This window comes from Sorangium sp. KYC3313, from assembly GCF_052075895.1.
GTDB classification, from domain to species: domain Bacteria; phylum Myxococcota_A; class Polyangia; order Polyangiales; family Polyangiaceae; genus Sorangium; species Sorangium cellulosum_B.
This window is the reverse complement of record NZ_CP197255.1, coordinates 9,742,382-9,761,096: the sequence shown is the minus strand read 5'-3', so window position 1 is coordinate 9,761,096 and position 18,715 is coordinate 9,742,382. Positions and strand designations below refer to the sequence as shown.

Sequence of the window (18,715 nt, the reverse complement as noted above, 5' to 3'; positions counted from 1 at the left end):
CGCTCTTGCTAGGCTGAAATGTTAGACGAAGCTGGGTGAGGCCAGGAAATCCAAACGCGATCCGAACATCGAGCTCCTTGTAGTTGCGTCTCCGTTGATTGTTACAATGGCGGTGTTCGTGATCAAAATCGATGTCGCTCCCGGGTTCAGCGCGAGTCGCCGCGCCACAGCCAGAGCAGCGTCTCGGGCGGCGTCTGCGCGATGACGCCGCCGTCGCCGTGGCGGGCGTCCGCCGTGCGTCGCATTTGGCCCTGAGCCGGACCCGAGCGTCCGAGAACGATCACGATTCGCTCGAGATTTCTCGAGAGGCCGTGAAGATCGTCCATTGAAGTATTTCTGCGCCGGGGGTGGATGCGGCGGACTCGGCCGGTTTGGTCACCAGATGAGCCATCGCGTTCCTGCTTGGCCGCGCCATCTCCATGTCGTTCCCCCAACCCCGGGGGGCGAGGAGGACTCCCATAAAGAACTTCCAGGCGCTCCACCTCACGAACGCCGCGCCGCTCTGCGTGAGCGTGGTCGCCCCACCGCTGGTCGTTCCACGGGCGCCGTCGCTCCCCGCTCTTGCCCGGGAGGGGGTGCTCCACCTTCCCGGGGCCGGCTCTGGATCCGACGAGCCGCATCCCACCAGGCTCAATCCAGCGAGAGCGACGATTTATCGCTGCATATGAACTCACGGCAGCCTCGACGATGTTGGTTGCGTACGGCTGAAAGCTGAGTGAACCGGTGCGTGTGCGGATCGCAGGTGGGGCCTCGCGCTCAGAGCGCCGCATGGCGCGAGCGATGCCCCCGCGAACGCGCCGCTGCACGCGTGCTCGACGACCGAACGAACGTACCCGGTGCCGAGATCGATCCCGATCCCGGGGACGAAGGGCCGGCGCGCACGACAGCCTGTCCAGGGCAAAGCAGTAGGATACCCCGAGAAGGCATTGTGAACGGTCACATTTCGGTGTCAACCGGAAATGGAACGGCGCGCGGAGCGGAGAGGGAGATAGCAGAGAGAGGCGCCTCAGAAGGCGACGTCGCGGAGCTTCGCCTTGTACTCCGCCTTGTACAGATCGTGGCAGGCCTTGCAGCTCGCCTTGGCGCCGTCGATATCGCCCTTCTTGGCCTTTTCCGCGCCATCCTTCGAGATCGCGACCCACTTGGGCATCCCGGGCGGCGGCTTCGACGCCACGTATTCCAGCGCCGACGCGATCTTCGCGCCGTCGCCGCTCGTGGTTGCCGACTGCATCACCGTCTTCATCCAGCCCTGCATCGGACAAGCCTTCTGTCCTTTTGCACCGCAGCCAAAATCCTTCCCCTCGGCAACAGAACCGGGGACGTCCGCGGTCCCGTTCGCGGCCCATGCTGCGCCTGCAAAGCCAATGCCGACGCTCATCAACACCGCACTCATCAGCTTCATGCTCATCGACATCCGACGTCTCCTGTCATGTAAGCAGCAACCTCAGCCAAGTTATCGCAGCTCGGAGAATCAAATTGTGAACGTTCACATTACTGGCGTCAACCAGAATCGGCCGACGCGCGGCTATCCTCGATCCCGATGGGCGCGCAGCGGCGGCCGGCCGCGGCGCCCGAGCTCCGAGAGGTCCGGCGAGCGCAGGAGCAGCGGGCGAGCTCGCGCTGGACCGCGCGTTCGAGTCACCGCGCACAAGATCGCCGCGCACGAGAGGCGGCGGCCAGGCGCCGGCGGGCTCGCAGCGTCGAGCGCCAACCGGCGATGCGCTGCTCGGCTTCGAGCGCGTCGGGCGGGCCGGCGATCAACGCTGTCCGGCGTCCGCCCATGTTGACGCGGCGCGCTGGAGGAGCCCCGCCAGCCTTGCCCTCCATCGGGCTCGGGGATCTCCCCGCGGGCCCATGAATTGGCGTTGACATCGGCCATGTGATCGTTCACATTCCCCTCGACAGGTATCCTTTTGCTTCGCCTCGGGTGGGTCGTCATGCGCACCGAGACTTTTGTCATCTGACCGGTCTCGGCACCGATTCCGTTCGGTCGGTCATCACGGAAGCGATCGCCGATCGATGGTGCTTGGTGTTTTGCCAAGTTCAATGCACTGGAGACCACGGCAAGCCTCGGTTCGGCTGTCGTGAGATCCAGGATATTCTCCACCGGAATCCTCCGAGATCCGGCAAGGCGGCCGGACGGCAACTTTGGGTGCAGCGTGACCTATGTTGCGGCGGGCTCTGCTCAGCCCCTCCTGGGGTGCACGGTGTCATCACATTGGCCCCGTCCCGGATCAGGTGCTCCAGGTTCCGTCACACTGCGGGACCTGCTCCGGGTTGACAGACGACTTTTCTATACGACCCCCTGGAAAAGCGACGCGATGCCAGCAACTTATCCATGCATCGAAGGGGCCGCCTTCACTCCACAGCCTGCGGGAGCTCGTCCAGGTCCCCTGTAGGCTGACGCCCGTGCAAGCCCCGGTTGACGTCTCTGCCGCTAGCGAGAGGCCCGTGCACAAACCCGCCAGAACTACAACGCTGTTCCTTTCCATGAGCCTCTGCGGGCGGATCCTGCTCGGGCTCTCCGCCGCGACCGCCGCGACGTTCGCGCTCGCGCCCGCCACGCTCGCCGCCCCCAAGGCGTCGAAGTCGATCGCGGTGCGCATCGAAGGCCCCAACGCGGATGACATCCGCGAGGACATCCTCGCCATCATGCCGGAGACGCTGGGGGTCGTGGACCCTGACGCGTTCTCGAAGTCGCTGAAAGGCGCCGGCCAGACCAAGCCCGTCGGGGACACGCTCGTGTCGAAGGCTCAGCGGAAGAAGGCCATCGACCGCATCCGCAAGGCAGGAAAGGCTGCGAAGGCAGAAGGGGTGATCTACGGCGTCTCGCGGACCAACAAGAAGAAGAAAGAGGTCCACCTCGTCTACGTCGACGAGAACGCCGGCGACCTCGCCGTGGACAGCGCGGTGCCGCTGAGCGGCTCGCGGGACGACCGCAAGAGGGCGCTGGAAGAGCTGCTCGGCCCGACGCTGGCGCAGATCGCGCCGCCGCCCGCGCCGCCGCCCGTCGAGGAGGACGAGGTGAAGGGCGACCGGGAAGGCGAAGGCGAGGATGGCGACGGGGGGGACGAGGAGAGGGACGCCGACGAGGGCGGGAAGGGCGGCGAGCGCGCGCCGCACGAGGCCGGCTCGGCGCTCTTCTCGATCGAGCTCGGCGTCGAGTTCGTCGGCCGCTGGTTCGACTACTCCGATCCGCGCACGCAGAACCTCCCGCCCTACAGCGTCTTCGGACAGCCCGCGCTGTCGGTCTCGGGCGAGCTGTACCCGCTCGCGTCGACGGACATCGCGGTGCTCAAGGGCCTCGGGGTCACCGCGGGGTATGCGCGGGCGCTCGGCCTCAACTCGGCGGTGGGCAGCGGCGACCCGATCAGCACCACCTACGAGCGCATCAACCTGGGGCTCCGGGAGCGGCTGTCGCTCGGCGAGGCGTCCGTGCTCGGGATCTCCGCGGGGCTCCGGTTCCTGACCTTCGAGATCGACGCGCCGGCGGACCTCGCCATGACGGTGCCGAACGTCTCGTACACCCTGTTCCGGGCGGGCCTCGACGGGCGCTTTCCGGTCGGCCCGATCGCGCTGGCGCTGGGCGCCGAGTACATCCTGCCGCTCTCGTCAGGCCCGGTCTACGAGCGGTTCACCGGGGCGAGCGTGCAGGGCATCGGCGCGCTGGCCGGGGTGATGGTCCCAGTCGCGACCGGCATCGAGGCGCGCCTGCTCGTCGAGTACGCCCGGTTCTTCTCGTCGTTCCAGCCCGAGCAGGGCGACGCGTACATCGCAGGCGGGGCCATCGATCAATACCTGGGACTGCGGCTCGCCGGAGCCTACGTCTATTGAGAGAGAGGTAGCACGTGACGTTCATGACTTCCCTTTACGGGCGCGCCGCGCTCGCCGCGGCCGCCCTGCTGACCAACGGCGCGCTCCTCCTGAACTGCGCTGGGACCCTGGACGAGGACGAGTTCCCCCTGGACGACCAGGGCAGCGGCGGCACCGACGACCAGGGGGCCGGCGGCGGCACCGCCGCGGTGACCGGCAGCGGCGGCGCCACGACGGGCGGGGGGTCGAGCGGATGCGCCGAAGCGCCGGCCCTGGTCGCGATGAAGTGCGCCACCGCCGGTTGCCATGACGAGAACACCAAGCTGGCGGGCCTCTCGCTGGCCGCCGGGTGGGAGAACACGCTCCAGGGCCAGGCGTCGGTGTGCGGCAACGGCAGCTCGGTGCTCGTCCCGGGCGACCCGGACGCCAGCGCGATTTACACGAAGGTCACGCCGGACCCGCCGTGCAACGACCGGATGCCGTTCGGCGGCGCGGCGCTCAGCGACACCGAGATCGCGTGCATCCGCGACTTCATCGCCGCGCTCCCGCCCTGAGGAAGTGAACGAGCGTCTGGCCGCCACGGCAGCGCGGGCGGTGCGGTCGTCTTCTCGATGAGCCCACCTCGTTGGCGCCCCCGCGGCCAGACGCCACGCTCGTCGCCAAGAAGCCCAATCAGGTGTGGTGCTGGGACATCACCTGCCTGAAGAGCGCGGTGCGCGGTGCGTTCTACTTCCTGTATCTGATCGTGGATGTCTACGGCCGCAAGATCGTAGGTGGGCATGGGGCGAGCTCCCCCGGCGCCGCGCCCGAGGCGCCTTCCTGGCGCGGCGCGGATCCGGTACTCCTCGCCCGCCTCCAGTCCGCGCATGCCCCCACCGACCACGCCGCCCTCCGTCGCCCAGCGCCTCGCGCGCGCCCTCGAGGTGCTCGTGCCGGCGCTCGACATCGTCGAGGCCCGCGTCGACGAGGGGCCGCCGCCGGCCTGGTGCGAGGCGCGGGGCTGGACGGGCTTCCTGCTGGCGCTCTCCGACGCCGATCTCGCCCGCTGCGAGGCCGAGGGGCTCGCCGCGTGCATCGACGGCCTCGAGGGCGCGCCCCCGAGCCTCGTGGCCCTGGCGCGGGCCGCGGACGACGCGGCCAGGCTGCCGCGGCGACCGGTCCAGCCGCTCCCGCCGGCGTCGCTGGACGAGCTGCGGGCGGTGCCGGCGCGCAAGCGGCTCCAGCTGGAGGCCCTGCTCGGCGCGGTGGCGCCCATGGCCGCCCGCGCCCGTCGCCTCGTCGACGTGGGGGCGGGGCACGGCCACTTTACCCGCCTCGCCGCTGCGCGCTTCGACCGCGACGCGGTCGGCCTGGAGCGTGAGCCCGACCGCGTGGCCACGGCCTCCGCGCTGGCCGCCGGGGGGCGGGCGCGCTTCGTGGCGTTCGACGCCTTCGAGCAGGCGCTGGCGTTCGGTCCGGACGACCTGGCGGTCGGCCTGCACGCCTGCGGCGAGCTCGGGGACCGCACGGTGACGGCGGCGGCCGAGGCGCCCTGCGACCTGGCGCTCGTCTCGTGCTGCCTGCAGAAGATCGGCGCGCCGGCCCGCGCCCCGCTCTCGGCCGCGGCCAGGGCGGCGGGGCTCGTCCTTCGGCGCGAGGCGCTGGGGCTCACCAACCTGACGGCGCGCCCGGCGGGGGTCGAGGCCAGCCTGGACGAGGAGCTTCTGGCCCGCGAGCGGCGGCACGCGCTGCTGTCGCTGCTCCGCGGCCGCGGGCTCGACGTCGCCCTGGGCGAGGAGATGCGCGGGATCAACCGGCGGCGCGCGCACGGCGGGCTGCGCGAGCTCGCGGCGCGGGCGCTCGCGCTGCGGGGCCTCGGCCCGGCGACCGAGGCCGAGCTCCGCGAGCGCGAGGTCGCGGCGCGCGCGGCGTTCGGCCAGATGCGCCGGCTCACGCTGCCGCGCGCGCTCCTGGCCCGGCTCACGGAGGTCGCGGTCGCGCTGGATCGCGCGACGGCCCTCGGCGAGCGAGGGCACGAGGTCGAGGCGGCGATCGTGTTCGAGCCCGAGGTGACGCCGAGGAACGTCGCGATCTTCGCGAGCGCCAGGCCGGGAGGGCTCGGCGGCTGACGCGGCCCCGCGGCGGGCCGCTCGCCAGCAGCCCTGCGGATCGGGTGCTTCTCCAGCAACAGCGCCGCGCGGCAGACCCTTGATTCCACGGGTCTCATGGAATGGCACGCACGGTGCACATCGCGGCGCCATGCAAAGACGTCAGTTCTTGGGAGGCGCCGCTGCAGCGGTGTCGGCAGCGCTTCTGGCAGGCAGGGCCCGGGCCGCCGGGCCCAGCGTGATCCGCGTCGGGGTGCCCGGCGTCGGCGTGGGCAATCGCCCCGTCACCGGAGGAAGCTTCTTCTCCCTCTTGCACCTCAAGGGGACCCTGGCCGAGGAGTTCAAGAAGGACGGCATCGAGGTGAAGTGGAACTTCTTCCGCGGCGCCGGCCCCGCCGTGAACGAGGCGGTCGCGAACAACCTGCTCGACATCTGGACCCACGGTCACCTGCCTTCGGTGGTCGGCCGGGCGAGCGGCCTCAAGACGCGGCTCCTGGCCAGCGCCAGCCGGCGCGGACACGCCTACCTCGTGGTGCCCGCCGACTCGCCGATCACCGGCGTCCGGGATCTGCGCGGCAAGAAGGTGGCCTTCCAGAAGGGCACGGCCTCGCAGCTCTCCGCGAACCGGATCCTCGAGGGCCACGGGCTGAGCGAGAGGGACATCCGGTCCATCAGCATGGATGCCTCCACCGCGAAGGCGGCGATCGCCACGAAGGACATCGACGCGGTGTTCGGTGGCACGGACTATCTCTCGCTGCGCGACCAGGGGATCGCGAAGATCGTCTACACGACGAAGGGGGATTCCCCGACCTATCCGAGCAATTCAGGCATCATCGCGCGGGAGGACTTCATCAACGAATACCCCGACGTCGTGCAGAAGATCATCACGCTCGCGGTGAAATCAGCGGCGTGGGTCGCGGACGAGAAGAACCGCACGCAAGCCTTCCAGCTCTGGTCGAAGTCGGGCACGCCCTTCGCGAACTACAAGGAAGCGCAGCAGGGCGAGGACATGAAGCAGAACGCCAGCCCGCTGCTCGACGACTACGCCATCGCCCGGTACACGTCGGCGGTCGCCGACTCGAAGAAGTACGGCCTGATCAGGAGCACGTTCGAGGTCGAGCCCTGGACCGATCGGCGCTTCCTCAACCGGGCGCTGAAGGACGCCGGACTCGAGCGCTTCTGGGCCGAGTGGGATGCGAACGGCAAGCCGAAGGGCTGACGGCCTGGGGGCGCGGGCTGCGTCATGCGGCCCGCTTCGCCGGCGCCAGCGACTCGCCTCCGTGATCGCCGGCGCGACGTCGCCGGAGCAGGTGCGCGCGAACGCCGCCGCCCTGGGCTTCCGGCTGACCGGGGCCGATCTGGAAGAGATCGATCGACTGGCGCCGCTCCCGCCCCGCTGAGCGAAGAGGAATCCATGGCTGTTTCGACATCCACGTTGCGTGTTCAGGCTGCCGTCGAGCAGCTCCGGTCCGGTGGCATGGTGATCCTCGTCGACGACGAGGCGCGCGAGGACGAGGGAGATCTCGTCGTCCTGGCGGAGCACGCGACGCCGGCCGCCATCAATTTCATGGCGACCCACGGCCGGGGGCTGATCTGCCTCGCCCTCACCGAGGACCAGGTGGACCGCCTCGGGCTGCCGCTCATGGCGACCCGGCCCGGCGCGCGCCGGTCGACGGCGTTCACGGTGAGCATCGAGGCGCGCGAGGGCGTCACGACCGGCATCAGCGCCCGCGACCGGGCGCGCACGGTCGCTGCCGCGATCGCGCGGGACGCGTCGCCGCGAGACGTGGTGTCGCCAGGGCACGTGTTCCCGCTGCGGGCGCGCCGGGACGGGGTGTTCGAGCGCGAGGGGCACACCGAGGGCGCGGTCGACCTGGCGCGGCTCGCCGGGGCGCTGCCGGCGGCCGTCATCTGCGAGATCCTGAATGACGACGGGACGATGGCGCGCCGCCGGGACCTCGCGCGCTTCGCGGCGCGACAGGGGCTGCCGCTGGTCTCCATCGACGACCTCCTCCGCCACCGGGTGCGGAGCGAGGACGTCGCCGCGCGCGTCCGGAGCGCCCCGTTCCGGCCCGCAGGCCTCAGCGGCGAGTGGCGGGCGCACACGTACACGGTACGTCGCGAGAGGCAGCTGCTCCTCCTGACGCACGGCGCGCCGGCGCGCGCCGGTGACACTGTCGTCGTGTACACCCACCGCGCCGCGCTCGTCTCGGACCTCCTCGGCGACGCCCATCTGTTCGACGCCCTGCGAGACATCGAGGCCGCCGGCGCTGGCGCGGTCGTCTATGTGCCCCCGCCGGCCGAGCCGACGGCCGCGGGAGCCGACGTCACCACGGGGCTCGAGCTCGCCGTCGCCGCGCGCGAGCTCGTGGCGCTCGGGGTTCGCCGGGCGACGCTCCTCGACTCGAAGGCGCCCTGGCCCGACGGTCCGAAGAAGGAGATCGACCTCGAGACGGGCGAGCCTGTGACGCTGGTGGGGGTCCACAGCCATCGATCCAACGTGGGCCTGACCGCCGAGCTGCGTGCCTGAAGAGCTCCCGCCCTCCGCCCCCGCGCGCTCGGGAGGCCCCTCCGTCGCCGCCTCCGCCGACCCCCGCCACGCCGGCGCCCCGGCATCGGACGCCTGACGGGCGACCTCGACAGGATTGGCACTCTATAGTAGACAACGTGTCATGGCAGATCGTGACTCAATCGGTGTGCCGTCGGATGGGGAGGAGCTCGAGCTCCCCGATCCCATCCCGGCGGAGGGTGTCGATGCTCGATGTCGCGCGGTCGAGATCGTCGAAGGTCCGCAGCTCGGAGTCCTGGCGGTCATCACCGAGGGGTCCGCGGGAGCGACGCGCACGTGGACCAACGTCGGCCCGGGCTGGGAGCATGCCTGTCAGCTCGTGCGGAGCAACACGTGAGCCTCGCGTACCCGGCCGGGCTGCACGTGGATCGGAACTCGCTCGGCCCCGGGCGACTCGAGTCGATGGCCTGGCACGTGGAGCGGCCGAACCTGGCCCCGCGGTGCCTGCCCCTGACGGGGGTCGACGCCGACGGGCAACGCAGCCTGATCTGGGTGAACCACGACCAGGCTGCGCCGGACGGCGCGATGAAGGAGCGCTGGTTCGCTGTCCCGTCCGAAGTCCCCGCGGTGCGCCTCGAGCTCGACAGGGTGTCGCTCCCGTCGGGGGTCGGGAGCTCCGGCGCGTTCCAGCTCCAGATCCTGGACGCGGTGGGCTCCTCCGTCCTGATGTCGGCGTCGTTCACGCCCACGAGCACCCCGACGGACTGCATCACGCCATCGCTCGCGGTCACCGCGGGGCTGTCGTACCGCGCGCGGGTCGTCGTTCGCAGCGGCGCGACGCAGGCCACGTTCCTGTGCGGCAGGCTCCGCATTCGCCCGGTGGGCGCCACGGGGGGCCTCTACCCCGACTTCTACCGTCTGGACGTGCACCCGGCGCTGCTCCACGGCTCCAGCGAGGCGGGGTATGAAAAGCTCACTGCCTGGCGCAACCCTCGACATCTCGAGATGTCCAACCTGGCGTATTACGCGTTGTCCACCGACACCGACGTCTTTGACGTCGAGTATTACGACACGGTGAACCGACGAAACGGAAACCGCTCCTATCCGTCCGTCTGGGCCGACGGCGAGCCCATCGATCCGGTGCTCCCCGTGGCGTGGAACTCGACCACGTTCAGCAGGGTGAGCGTCCCGGCCGCACGCAGTGCCGTGCCGCGCAAGGTCAGAGTCTATTCTGGTCCTCAGATGGCATCACCGTACACGGCGTCGCTGGTCGCCATCCGTGGCGAGAACATCGGCGTTTTCCCTGTTGGGATCTACGTGCCAGGCGCATCGATGTTCGATGTCACACCTCCCCGGGCTCGCGTGATCATCGCCATCGTCGATTCGAAGGGCGCGGGCGCGTACACCGCGTTCTCTGGCATGACGTCGTGGCAGCTCCAGATGCAACGCAAGGGCCTCGAGTTCATGACCCATGGCAGCGGTGGGGATGGCCTCGTGCATCTTACCGGGACGGCGACGCCTTCCGTCGCTGCGTGCCGTGCGCTCGCCAGGAAGATTCTGGCGAACCGTCCCGACGAGGTGATTGTCCAGATCGGAAGGAACGACTTCGCCAACCGGAAAACGACGGCCGCGAACGTGGTTCAGTTCAAGGTGGACCTTGCGAACGCGATCAAAGAGGCCGATCCGCGCGTGGTGGTGCGCGCCATGACCTACACGCGCGAGGTGACCGAGAACGACGTCGACGGCACGTCCTGGGACGCGCAGCGCGATGCGGAGGCGGCGGCGGTTGCCGCGCTCGCTCCGTGGGGCGAGGTGATCTATGCCGATTCCGCGTGGACGGCGGAGGCGGCGGCTGCGCACAACGCGGTGGACACCGTTCATCCCAACGAAAAGGGGCAGGAGAAGATGACGGCGGTATGCGCCGGGGACGCCTTCCCGTTCAGCCCAAACCATCTTCCGGGGCTCTTTACCTGGGTCAAAGCTGGGTTTGACCTCCCCGGTGGAACCGTGACCGGGACGCCCACCGGCTTCGGCTCCTCACCGCCTGCCCTGACCGCTGCCGGCACGTCGACGGTCACTGGCTTGCTTCATGTCGAGATGGTCTTGGGGGGGCCGCGCGGCACCGCTAGGTTCGACTGGAGCATTCACGGCGGTGGCGTGTGGGCAGAGAATAATGTCCTGGTGCCGTCCAACGGCGTTGTTGCGCTTGGTACGACTGGGATCACGCTCACGTTCCCTTCTGCCACGTACAGCAACCTGCATTATTGGAGGTTGCCGCTCGGGATCGGCCAGGCCGTTGACCGGAGCGGGAACTCGAGGCACTGGACGATCCAGTACGCAGCGAGCCCCGCAGCATTCGAGATCGACAGCCTCAACCACAAACCGGCGATCTCGTTTTCTAACATCCTGCAACAGTATCGCCTGAACGGGATTTCTCTCGCCGCACCCTATGCCCTGTTCGCCGTATTCAAGAAGAATTCCACGGCTTTCGGTGCTGTTATCGGAAGGACAAGCGTTGGCTCAGGGGCGCTGTTCTACAACAACACGCCCACCTCGTTGGCCTTCAGCGACGGCGCGGTAACCAGACAGGTCGCCGGGTACAACCCACTCGTGGCGCACGCTGTGGGCGTGATCGTGAATGGGGCCAGCTCAGCGATCATCATCGACGGCACTTCGACCACGGTCTCGCTGAACAACGTGACGGTGACCGGGCTTACGCTCGGCGGAGACAGCCAGAGCAGCTTCCCGCATGACGGCACCATCCTGGAGGCGCTCGCGGTCTCCGGCGTCCCCTCGGCGAGCGCGGTCAGGAACCTGTTCCGCCGCTTCCGGCACGAGTACAGCACCCCGTAACGGCGGCGCCTGGCAGGCCGTTCGCTCTTTTCCGCGTGGCTCGTGCGTGTCCGCGTGGTCAGCATCTCCGGGCCGCTGCAGACCCGCGCGCAGCAGCACATTGGACGCGCGGAACTAGGGATAGCTGACGGTGATCTCGGCGAGGAAGGTCCTGCCGTTCTGCCGGCTCGTGGCCGAGAGGTAGCTCTCCGCGGCCGGGTAGTCGTACCGCGCGTCCATCGCGTTGTAGATGCCGATCACATAGCGGCTGTGGAAGCGCTGGAGCTCCCCGGACACCGTGAGATCCGCGACGATCGCGCCCGCTGTCTCGTCGGCCGAGCTGCGGCCGATGCGCCGGGGCGCCTCCAGGTTGATCCGGAGCCCCGCGGCGGCGAGCCGCTCCACCACCGGGACGACGCCGCGAAACGACGCGAGGTGCTCCGGCGCGTTGATCAGCCGCTCGCCGCGCCTGAGCTCGCCGCGCTGGTAGCCGTACGTCGCCGCGAGCATCCAGCCCTGGCGCCACTCGCGGCGGAGCTCGACGTCACACCCCGCCACGAACGCGTCTCGACGGCTGTTCACGTAGCGCACCACGCCGGGCACGCCGGGGCGGTCCTCGGCGGAGGTGATCCGGTCCGACAGCTTGCTCGCGTGGGCGGCGCCGAGCGCGGTCCAGTCGTCGCCGAGGCGCTGCGAGTACTCGATCTCGGCGGAAGCGATGGACTCCGGCTTGAGCACGAGGCCCCGCGCGGGGTCGACGGCGGGCACCTGCGTCTTGCCGTCGGTGTAGAACTGCTCGGAGATGCTCGGGGCGCGGAAGGCGCGCCCGCCCATGATCTTCAGGACCCCTCCCGGCGCGGGCCGGAGGATGACCGCGGCGCGCGGCACGACGATCGGCGCGAACGTGCTGTAGACGTCGAGGCGCGCGCCCCACGAGAGGCGGACCCAGGGGGCGGGCGAGCTGTCGAGGATGAGGTAGCCGGCGCCGAAGCGGTACGGCACGGGCTTCGTGCGCGCGCGGCCGTCCGCGAACACGCTGCCCAGCGTCGCCTCGGGGTGCGCCTGCACCTCGCCGCCGCCGGTGACCCTCAGCCAGGGGAGCGGCGTCCACGCCGCCCTGAGCTCGCCGCCCAGCCAGGTGCCGTGCTGCTGCTCCAAGATCGTCCCCTCCTCGAACGCGTAGGCGCCGCGCCAGACGAAGCGGTTCACGTGGGCGCGCGCCATGAGCTGCAGGTCGGGCGTGAGCCGCGGCTCGAAGCGCACCTCGGCCATCATGTGCGCGTCCTCGTAGCTCGTCCCGAGGTCGTTGAGCCGCGTGCCCACGTAGCCGATCGGGACGAGCTGCTCGCGCGTATGGTACATCCACTGCGCCGTGAACGGCCCGTACCAGGCGCGCCCGGACGTGCCGCCGGCCCGGAAGGTCTCGGCGCGCTCGGCGATCTGCACGCGCGGCCCCTCGCCGGGGTCCCGCAGCGCCACCGGGACGTCGAACCCGTCGGAGCGCGCCCCGGTGACGCTCGCCTGCACGCCCGCGTCCCCGCGGGCGTTGTAGTGGAACCCGGCGCGCGCGTGGCCCACGCCGTCGTAGTAGGTGCCGGCCGCCACGTGCGCGCTCGTGGGCTCGTCGCGCCCGCGCGGGACGAGGTTGACGATGCCCGAGAGCGCGCCCGTGCCGTAGAGCAGCGAGCCGGGGCCGCGGACGACCTCGATGTGATCCACGTCGTGGAGGTCGTCGCGCGCGTCGGAGCCCACGAACGCGGCGTTCAGCACGTTGTCGTTCGTCGAGTGGCCGTCGGAGAGGACGAGGAGCCGGTTGCCGTAGTCGAGCGGCTCGCCGAGCCCGCGGATCCCGGCCGAGTAGACGACGTGATCGTTCGAGAGGTAGATGCCGCGCGTGCCGCGCAGCGCCTCGGCGATGGTCGGGTACCCGAAGGCGCGCAGCTCGTGCTGCTCGATGACGCTGATGGACGCGGGCGCGTCCTCCAGGCGCTCGAGGACGCGCGAGGCCGACGACACCTCCCGGAGCGGCGCCAGCGTGACGTCGCGCAGCTCCGCCTGCTGGCCGGCCGTCACCTCGATCGTCCGCTCGACGGGCGCGAAGCCGCGCAGGCTGACGCGGACGCGGCGCCGGCCCACGGCGACGCCCTGGATCACCGACGGCGTGAAGCCCATGGGGCGGCCGTCGATCTCGACGAGGGCGTCGGGCTCGTCGGCGCGCACGAGGATCGAGCCGGTGAGCGGGCTGAGCGTCGCCGTGATCGGCACCGTCTCGTGCGCGGCGACGGTCAGCGGCTGCGGCGCCGCCTCGAAGCCCGGGCGCGAGAAATGGAGCACGTGGCGGCCCGGCGGCAGGTCGAGATCGCACGGGGCGGTGCACGCGGGCGGCGCGCCGTCGTGGTCGACGTGCACGGTGGCCTCGCTCGCGCCGCGCACGTCCACCCGCACGGTGCCCACGATGCGGCGGAGCACGATGAGGACCTCCTTGCTCTGCCCCAGCTTCACGGGGACGTCGTCCACGGCCACGGGCTCGTAGCCCGCGAGCTCGACGAGGATCCGGTAGCGCCCCTCCGACATGGCGAGCCGGCGCGGCGCCGTGCCGCGCGCGCCGAGGTCCTTGCGATCGACGTAGATCCTGGCGCCCGGCGGCGACGTGACGATCTGGAGCACGGCCACGCGCGGCGCGATCCGCTGGAGCGCGGCCTGGACCTCGGCGACGACCTCCGGGTCGGCCTCGCCCTCGAGCGCGTCGTCGTAGTACCGGTGCGCGTCCGCGAAGCGGCCCAGCTCCTCGTAGGTGAGCGCGATGTTGAAGACGACGTTGCGGTTCGGGACGAGCCGGTTCGACGCGAGGAAGTGCTCGAGGGCCGTCTGGAACTGCCCCTGCTTGTAGAGGTCGCGGCCCAGGTCGAAGTGGAGGTCGGCCTCGTCGGCCTGGCCCTCGCCGTCGGCGCGGGCGGCGGGGGCCTGGAGCAGGGCGCCTGCGAAGAGGGGCACTGCGGCGAGCCTCCATAGGCGAGCGCGCGTGCTCGAGGGCGCTCGACGCATGCCGCTAGCGGTGCTCGCGCAGGCGCGTCGCCTTCGTCGGCGCCGGCTCGCTGCTGGCCGGGTACGGCGACGACGGCGCGAGCACCGCGCGCGGGCGGCCCGCCCTCGCCGAGCCGAGCGGCGCGAGCGCGGCGCCGGCGGTGGCGAACCCGCTCGCCGCGGCGGCCGCCGCGGCCGCGGGCGGCGAGGCGACCTCCGACGGCGGGAGGGACGAAGGCCCGGGATCCTCGCGCGAGGGCGCGGAAAGCTCGCCCTGCGCCGGCGCGACCGCCTCGCCGTCAGGCGGCGCGCCCGGGGCCGGCGCCGCGCCGCGCCCGAGCCACGCGGTCGCCGCCATGCCCCCGAGGAGCGCGACGAGCGCCGCCGCCGCGAGGGGCGCGACCATGCTTCGCCGGCGCCGCCCCTGTGGATCCGCTGCGGCGACGCGCTCGCCCCGTCCGGACGGCGCCGCCGTCGGCGCCAGCGACTCGTCCGGGGGCAACGCGTGCACGGAGGGAGGTCCGGCAGCCGACGTCTGCGCGGGCGGCACCGAGGGCGAGGCCGCCGCGGTGAGCGTGAGAGGAGCGACGGACACCCGCGCGGGCGGCATCGATGGCGAGGCCGCCGTCGCGAGGGCGGGCGGAGCGACGGACGCCCGCGTGGGTGGCATCGAGGAGGCGCGCTCCTTCGCCTGCTCGCTCACGCTGTGCCGGGACCCACGCGTGGGGCCGATCGGCCCGGTCAGGGTCTCGGCTTCCTCGTCGATGGCCCGCGGGCGGTCCGGCGCCGGCGGCGCGTCGACGGCCTCGTTCCCCATCGCCCTGCGCAGGATGCGCGCCACCGTCTGGCGAGCGGACTCCGACCCGAGCGGCTCGAGCAGCGTGGCCAGCTCGGCGATCGTCTGGGGACGGCGCGCCGGATCCTTCTCGAGGCACATCAGGATGACCCACTCGAGCGGGAGCGGGATCTCTGGCCGGTGGCTGCGCGGGGGCACGGGCACGTCGGTCACGATGCTGACGAACAGCGCCGAGACGGACTCGGTCTCGAACGGCAGCCGCCCTGTCAGGAGCTGATAGAGCGTCATGCCGAGCGCCCAGATGTCGCTGCGGGCGTCCACCGTCCGCGTGCTGCGGATGTGCTCCGGCGACATGTAGCGGGGGGAGCCGAGCACCACGGCGGATGCCGTCAGCTGCGCGTTCAGGCCGAGCACGCCCTCCTCGGACGCCTTCGAGATGCCGAAGTCGAGCACCTTGATCAGGGTCGAGCCGTCCTTGCGGCTCGCGAGGAAGAGGTTGCCCGGCTTGAGGTCGCGATGGACGATCCCGAGCGAGTGCGCCTCGGCGAGCGCCTCGCAGGCCTCGATCACGTAGCTGACCGCCTGCTCCACGGGCAGCGGGCCCCGCGATTCGAGCAGCGCCTCCAGATCGATGCCATTCAGGTACTCCATCACGAAATAGGGCAGATCGTCGTCGGTCTGCCCCACATCGATGACGCGCGCGATGTGCTCGCTGGCGATCGCCGCCGCGGCCTGCGCCTCCCGGAAGAAGCGCTCCGTGGCGCCGGGCGTGGTGCGCCCCTCGGGCAGCAGGAACTTCAGCGCGACGCGGTGGCGCAGCGAGAGGTGGTGCGCCGCGACGACGATCCCCATGCCGCCGCGGCCGAGCACCCGCTCGATGCGGTACTTGCCGCCGACGACATCCCCGACGCGCGGAATCCTGCGCCATGAAGCCGGTTCCGCCGCGTCCGAGCCTGCGTGGGCCATCGGCGTCAGTATACACCAGCACCTCTGGGACCCGGCACAATCTCGGCTGTCCGCCGGCGCCGTGTGCGATACGCCCGCTCCCAGCCCCACCCGCTCTGTCGGGCGGCGATCCAGGCGGGGTGTGGCGCCGCGCGCTCGCAGCAGCGGTTGCGCGGCGAGCGGTGGCGGACGGGGCAGGGGGCGCGCGAGCCGGCGGGCCGGCCGACAACCGCCGAGCGGGCTCCGGGATTGCGCACCGCGTGGTGGTTCGTCTTCCGTGGATGACGCGCATTGCTATGCTGGCCACCGGTTTTTCAGCGAGGTCACATCGTGAATGAATTCACCGTGATGGGCCCCCTCCTCGGCGGCGCCCTCATCGGCCTGGGCGCGTCTCTCCTCCTGCTCTTCAACGGGAAGGTCGCTGGCATCAGCGGCATCGTCGGAGGGCTCCTCTTCCGGAAGCCTGGCGATACCGCCTGGCGCGCGGCGTTCGTCGCGGGCCTCCTCCTCGGCGGCCTCGCGCTCGTCGCCGCGCACCCGCTCGCCTTTCCCTCAGCGGGGGGCGGCGGGTCGCTCGGCCTCGTGATCGTCGCCGGGTTGCTCGTCGGCTGGGGCACGCGGCTCGGCAACGGGTGCACGAGCGGCCATGGAGTCTGCGGCCTCAGCCGTCTGTCGGTCCGGTCGCTCGTCGCCACGCTGACGTTCATCGCGACCGCGGCCATCACGGTGTACGTCAGCCGGCATCTGCTCGGGGGGGCGCGATGAGGCAGGGCGCGGTCGCGTTCCTCGCCGGCCTGCTGTTCGCCGTGGGGCTCGGCGTCTCCGGCATGACCCAGCCGTCCAGGGTCATCGGCTTCCTCGACGTGGCCGGCGGCTGGGACCCGAGCCTCGCGTTCGTGATGGCCGGCGCGGTATCCGTGCACTTCCTGGCCTACCGCGCCCTTCGCTGGCGGCGGCGTGGGGGCGGCGTCGATGCGGCCGGCTCCGCCCGTGCGCCGCGGTTTCCCCTCCTGGCCGATCGCGCGGACGTTCCGACCCGCGTCGGCATCGACGCTCGCCTCGTCGCTGGCGCCGCGCTGTTCGGCGTCGGCTGGGGTCTCGCCGGGTACTGCCCGGGGCCGGCGCTCGTCTCGCTGGCGACCGGATCGAGCGCCGTGCTCGCGTTCGTCGCGGCGATGGCCGCCGGCATGGCGGTCGAGCGTTTCACCTCGGCCAGGGGGAGGGCGGAGACGAGCGAGCAGGCGACGAAATGAACGGCAAGTGAAACAACGCTTGTGACCGGCGGAACGGCTCATAACGCGTGTCGCGCCGGACGGAACATCGTGTGTCGCGCCGGGCGCCGCGCGTCACGGGTGCGCCGCGAGCCGATCGGGATCTGCAGGCCAGAGCAGGCGGCGCGCGTTGTCGCGGTAGATCTTCTGCAGCACGGGTTCGGGCAGGTGCATACCGTAGATCCTCCAGAACCCCTGGCGGCCGTTCGCGGCCTCGGTGTCGAAGTAGTCGTCCTCGGTCTCGAGGAAGCGCGCATAGACCTCGTAGCCCGCGGTCCTGGCGCTCTTGAGGTCGGTGCCGAAGAGCACGCGGTCCTGGTAGCGCACGAAGAAGCGGTGCGCCGCGCGCGGCTGCCGGCCCAGCTCGCTGACGCTGGCCGACATGTCGACCTGCAGATTGGGGAAGCGATCGAGCCAGCCCGCGAGCTGCTTCAGGTCTTCGGACGAACTGGCCATGTGCGCGCCCACGAAGGTGACGTCGGGGTGGCGCTCGAGCACGCGGTTGCGCTCCTCGAAGAGCCGCGCGCGTGTTGGAAAGCGCGTCCTGTCCGCGAATGACCAGCTCGGGAACTCGTGCAGCTCGTGCCAGCGCTCGTTCTTCGCGTCCAGCGGGGCGAAGAACGCCGCCGGGTCCGCCACGTGCCAGAGCACGGGCCGGCGGTAGCGCGCGCACGTGCGCCAGACCGGCTCGAGCTCCGGGCTGTCGAGCGCGACGCGCCGGCCCTCGGGCGTGCGCACCGTGAGCCCGAGCTCCTTGAAGATCTTGAGCCCCTTGGCCCCGGCCTCGAAGTCGGTCGCGAGCTGCGCGGCCACGCGCTCGCCCCAGCCCGGCGCGCCCACGAGCGTGAGGTCGAGGTTGGCATAGGTCAGGAAGCGCCCTGGATAGGCGCGGTCGAAGCGCTCGAGCTCGCGCACCAGGCGCTTGCCCGAGGAGCCGTCGAGGTTGACCAGGGTCTCGACGTGGAGCGCGTCCATGCGCGCGACCTCGGCCGCCACGTCGACGACCCGGTGCAGGTGCGTGTGGACATCGATGGCGGGCACGGCCAGGTGGGTGATCGCGGTGCGCTCGAGCGCCAGAAGCGGTATGGGCTGCCAGTCCGCGAGCCGCAGCGCCGCGATGTCGGCGGGCCGCGACGGCGCGGCGAATGGCGCTTCCGGGCCGTGAGCGCACGCGGCGGGCAGGAGGAGAACGAGCATGAGCGCTGCGATGTCCGCGCTGGACACGAGACGACCTCTGGACGCGAGCATGACCGAGCATAGCGCGCAGGAGGCCGCGCTCGGCGATGAGCGCCTCGGCAGATCACCGAATCGGTGTGATATGCTGTGGGGCGCAGGCGGAACGGAAGGAGGGCGGGACGTGCTGTTGAAAATTGACACGGCGCTGCGGACGGACGCCTGCGCGGTGCCCGCCGATGACGGTTACGATGCCGTGATCAAA

14 protein-coding genes are annotated in these 18,715 nt (G+C 71.0%); 9 read left to right on the top strand and 5 right to left on the bottom strand.

Annotation, left to right across the window (positions count from 1 at the left end; all coding sequences use genetic code 11):
• Window positions 1-146: 146 nt before the first annotated feature.
• On the bottom strand, window positions 147-326 hold the full coding sequence (locus tag ACSRUE_RS36970) for a hypothetical protein (protein ID WP_441287679.1): 180 nt from the start codon (window positions 324-326) through the stop codon (window positions 147-149).
• Window positions 327-1,006: 680 nt separating this feature from the next.
• Window positions 1,007-1,408, bottom strand: a complete 402-nt coding sequence (locus ACSRUE_RS36965; RefSeq protein ID WP_441287678.1) for a hypothetical protein — start codon at window positions 1,406-1,408, stop codon at window positions 1,007-1,009.
• A gap of 1,082 nt (window positions 1,409-2,490) precedes the next feature.
• Here ACSRUE_RS36965 and ACSRUE_RS36960 point away from each other — a divergent pair.
• The 7 genes from ACSRUE_RS36960 to ACSRUE_RS36930 all read left to right on the top strand — a co-directional run bounded on the left by ACSRUE_RS36960 (window position 2,491) and on the right by ACSRUE_RS36930 (window position 11,262).
• Window positions 2,491-3,834, top strand: coding sequence for a hypothetical protein (locus tag ACSRUE_RS36960; protein WP_441287677.1), 1,344 nt, complete (start codon window positions 2,491-2,493; stop codon window positions 3,832-3,834).
• A gap of 23 nt (window positions 3,835-3,857) precedes the next feature.
• A complete protein-coding gene (locus tag ACSRUE_RS36955) occupies window positions 3,858-4,367 on the top strand; it encodes a hypothetical protein (RefSeq protein ID WP_441287676.1) in 510 nt (169 codons plus the stop codon).
• 312 nt (window positions 4,368-4,679) lie between these two features.
• Window positions 4,680-5,921 carry a methyltransferase gene (locus tag ACSRUE_RS36950; protein ID WP_441287675.1) on the top strand — a complete coding sequence of 414 codons (1,242 nt, stop codon included), beginning with the start codon at window positions 4,680-4,682 and terminating at the stop codon, window positions 5,919-5,921.
• Window positions 5,922-6,090: 169 nt separating this feature from the next.
• On the top strand, window positions 6,091-7,119 hold the full coding sequence (locus tag ACSRUE_RS36945; RefSeq protein WP_441287674.1) for an ABC transporter substrate-binding protein: 1,029 nt from the start codon (window positions 6,091-6,093) through the stop codon (window positions 7,117-7,119).
• A gap of 195 nt (window positions 7,120-7,314) precedes the next feature.
• A complete protein-coding gene (gene ribB, locus ACSRUE_RS36940; protein ID WP_441287673.1) occupies window positions 7,315-8,430 on the top strand; it encodes a 3,4-dihydroxy-2-butanone-4-phosphate synthase in 1,116 nt (371 codons plus the stop codon).
• A gap of 142 nt (window positions 8,431-8,572) precedes the next feature.
• Complete coding sequence (locus ACSRUE_RS36935) at window positions 8,573-8,806, top strand: hypothetical protein (RefSeq protein ID WP_441287672.1); 234 nt, start codon at window positions 8,573-8,575, stop codon at window positions 8,804-8,806.
• Window positions 8,803-11,262: an SGNH/GDSL hydrolase family protein gene (locus ACSRUE_RS36930; RefSeq protein ID WP_441287671.1), complete on the top strand. Its 2,460-nt coding sequence runs from the start codon at window positions 8,803-8,805 to the stop codon at window positions 11,260-11,262. The genes ACSRUE_RS36935 and ACSRUE_RS36930 overlap by 4 nt, the downstream gene beginning before the upstream one ends.
• A 114-nt stretch (window positions 11,263-11,376) precedes the next feature.
• Here the strand turns inward: ACSRUE_RS36930 and ACSRUE_RS36925 are convergent, their stop codons facing one another.
• The gene (locus ACSRUE_RS36925; protein WP_441287670.1) at window positions 11,377-14,235 is read right to left on the bottom strand and encodes a TonB-dependent receptor domain-containing protein; all 2,859 of its coding nucleotides are present in this window, start codon (window positions 14,233-14,235) and stop codon (window positions 11,377-11,379) included.
• Between the two features lie 55 nt (window positions 14,236-14,290).
• Window positions 14,291-16,027, bottom strand: coding sequence for a protein kinase domain-containing protein (locus ACSRUE_RS36920; RefSeq protein WP_441287669.1), 1,737 nt, complete (start codon window positions 16,025-16,027; stop codon window positions 14,291-14,293).
• A gap of 309 nt (window positions 16,028-16,336) precedes the next feature.
• Between ACSRUE_RS36920 and ACSRUE_RS36915 the strand changes: the two genes are divergently transcribed.
• Both ACSRUE_RS36915 and ACSRUE_RS36910 read left to right on the top strand, forming a co-directional pair.
• Window positions 16,337-16,771: a YeeE/YedE family protein gene (locus ACSRUE_RS36915; RefSeq protein ID WP_441287668.1), complete on the top strand. Its 435-nt coding sequence runs from the start codon at window positions 16,337-16,339 to the stop codon at window positions 16,769-16,771.
• Window positions 16,768-17,259: a DUF6691 family protein gene (locus ACSRUE_RS36910; protein WP_441287667.1), complete on the top strand. Its 492-nt coding sequence runs from the start codon at window positions 16,768-16,770 to the stop codon at window positions 17,257-17,259. The genes ACSRUE_RS36915 and ACSRUE_RS36910 overlap by 4 nt, the downstream gene beginning before the upstream one ends.
• A gap of 93 nt (window positions 17,260-17,352) precedes the next feature.
• Here ACSRUE_RS36910 and ACSRUE_RS36905 read toward each other — a convergent pair whose 3' ends face one another.
• Complete coding sequence (locus tag ACSRUE_RS36905) at window positions 17,353-18,525, bottom strand: amidohydrolase family protein (RefSeq protein ID WP_441287666.1); 1,173 nt, start codon at window positions 18,523-18,525, stop codon at window positions 17,353-17,355.
• Window positions 18,526-18,715: the final 190 nt, after the last annotated feature.

Coding starts and splice junctions, on each gene's coding strand:
- ACSRUE_RS36970 (WP_441287679.1), bottom strand. CDS start 326: ATGGACGATCTTCACGGCCTCTCGAGAAATCTCGAGCGAATCGTGATC.
- ACSRUE_RS36965 (WP_441287678.1), bottom strand. CDS start 1,408: ATGAGCATGAAGCTGATGAGTGCGGTGTTGATGAGCGTCGGCATTGGC.
- ACSRUE_RS36960 (WP_441287677.1), top strand. CDS start 2,491: ATGAGCCTCTGCGGGCGGATCCTGCTCGGGCTCTCCGCCGCGACCGCC.
- ACSRUE_RS36955 (WP_441287676.1), top strand. CDS start 3,858: ATGACTTCCCTTTACGGGCGCGCCGCGCTCGCCGCGGCCGCCCTGCTG.
- ACSRUE_RS36950 (WP_441287675.1), top strand. CDS start 4,680: ATGCCCCCACCGACCACGCCGCCCTCCGTCGCCCAGCGCCTCGCGCGC.
- ribB (WP_441287673.1), top strand. CDS start 7,315: ATGGCTGTTTCGACATCCACGTTGCGTGTTCAGGCTGCCGTCGAGCAG.
- ACSRUE_RS36935 (WP_441287672.1), top strand. CDS start 8,573: ATGGCAGATCGTGACTCAATCGGTGTGCCGTCGGATGGGGAGGAGCTC.
- ACSRUE_RS36920 (WP_441287669.1), bottom strand. CDS start 16,027: ATGGCCCACGCAGGCTCGGACGCGGCGGAACCGGCTTCATGGCGCAGG.
- ACSRUE_RS36910 (WP_441287667.1), top strand. CDS start 16,768: ATGAGGCAGGGCGCGGTCGCGTTCCTCGCCGGCCTGCTGTTCGCCGTG.
- ACSRUE_RS36905 (WP_441287666.1), bottom strand. CDS start 18,525: ATGCTCGCGTCCAGAGGTCGTCTCGTGTCCAGCGCGGACATCGCAGCG.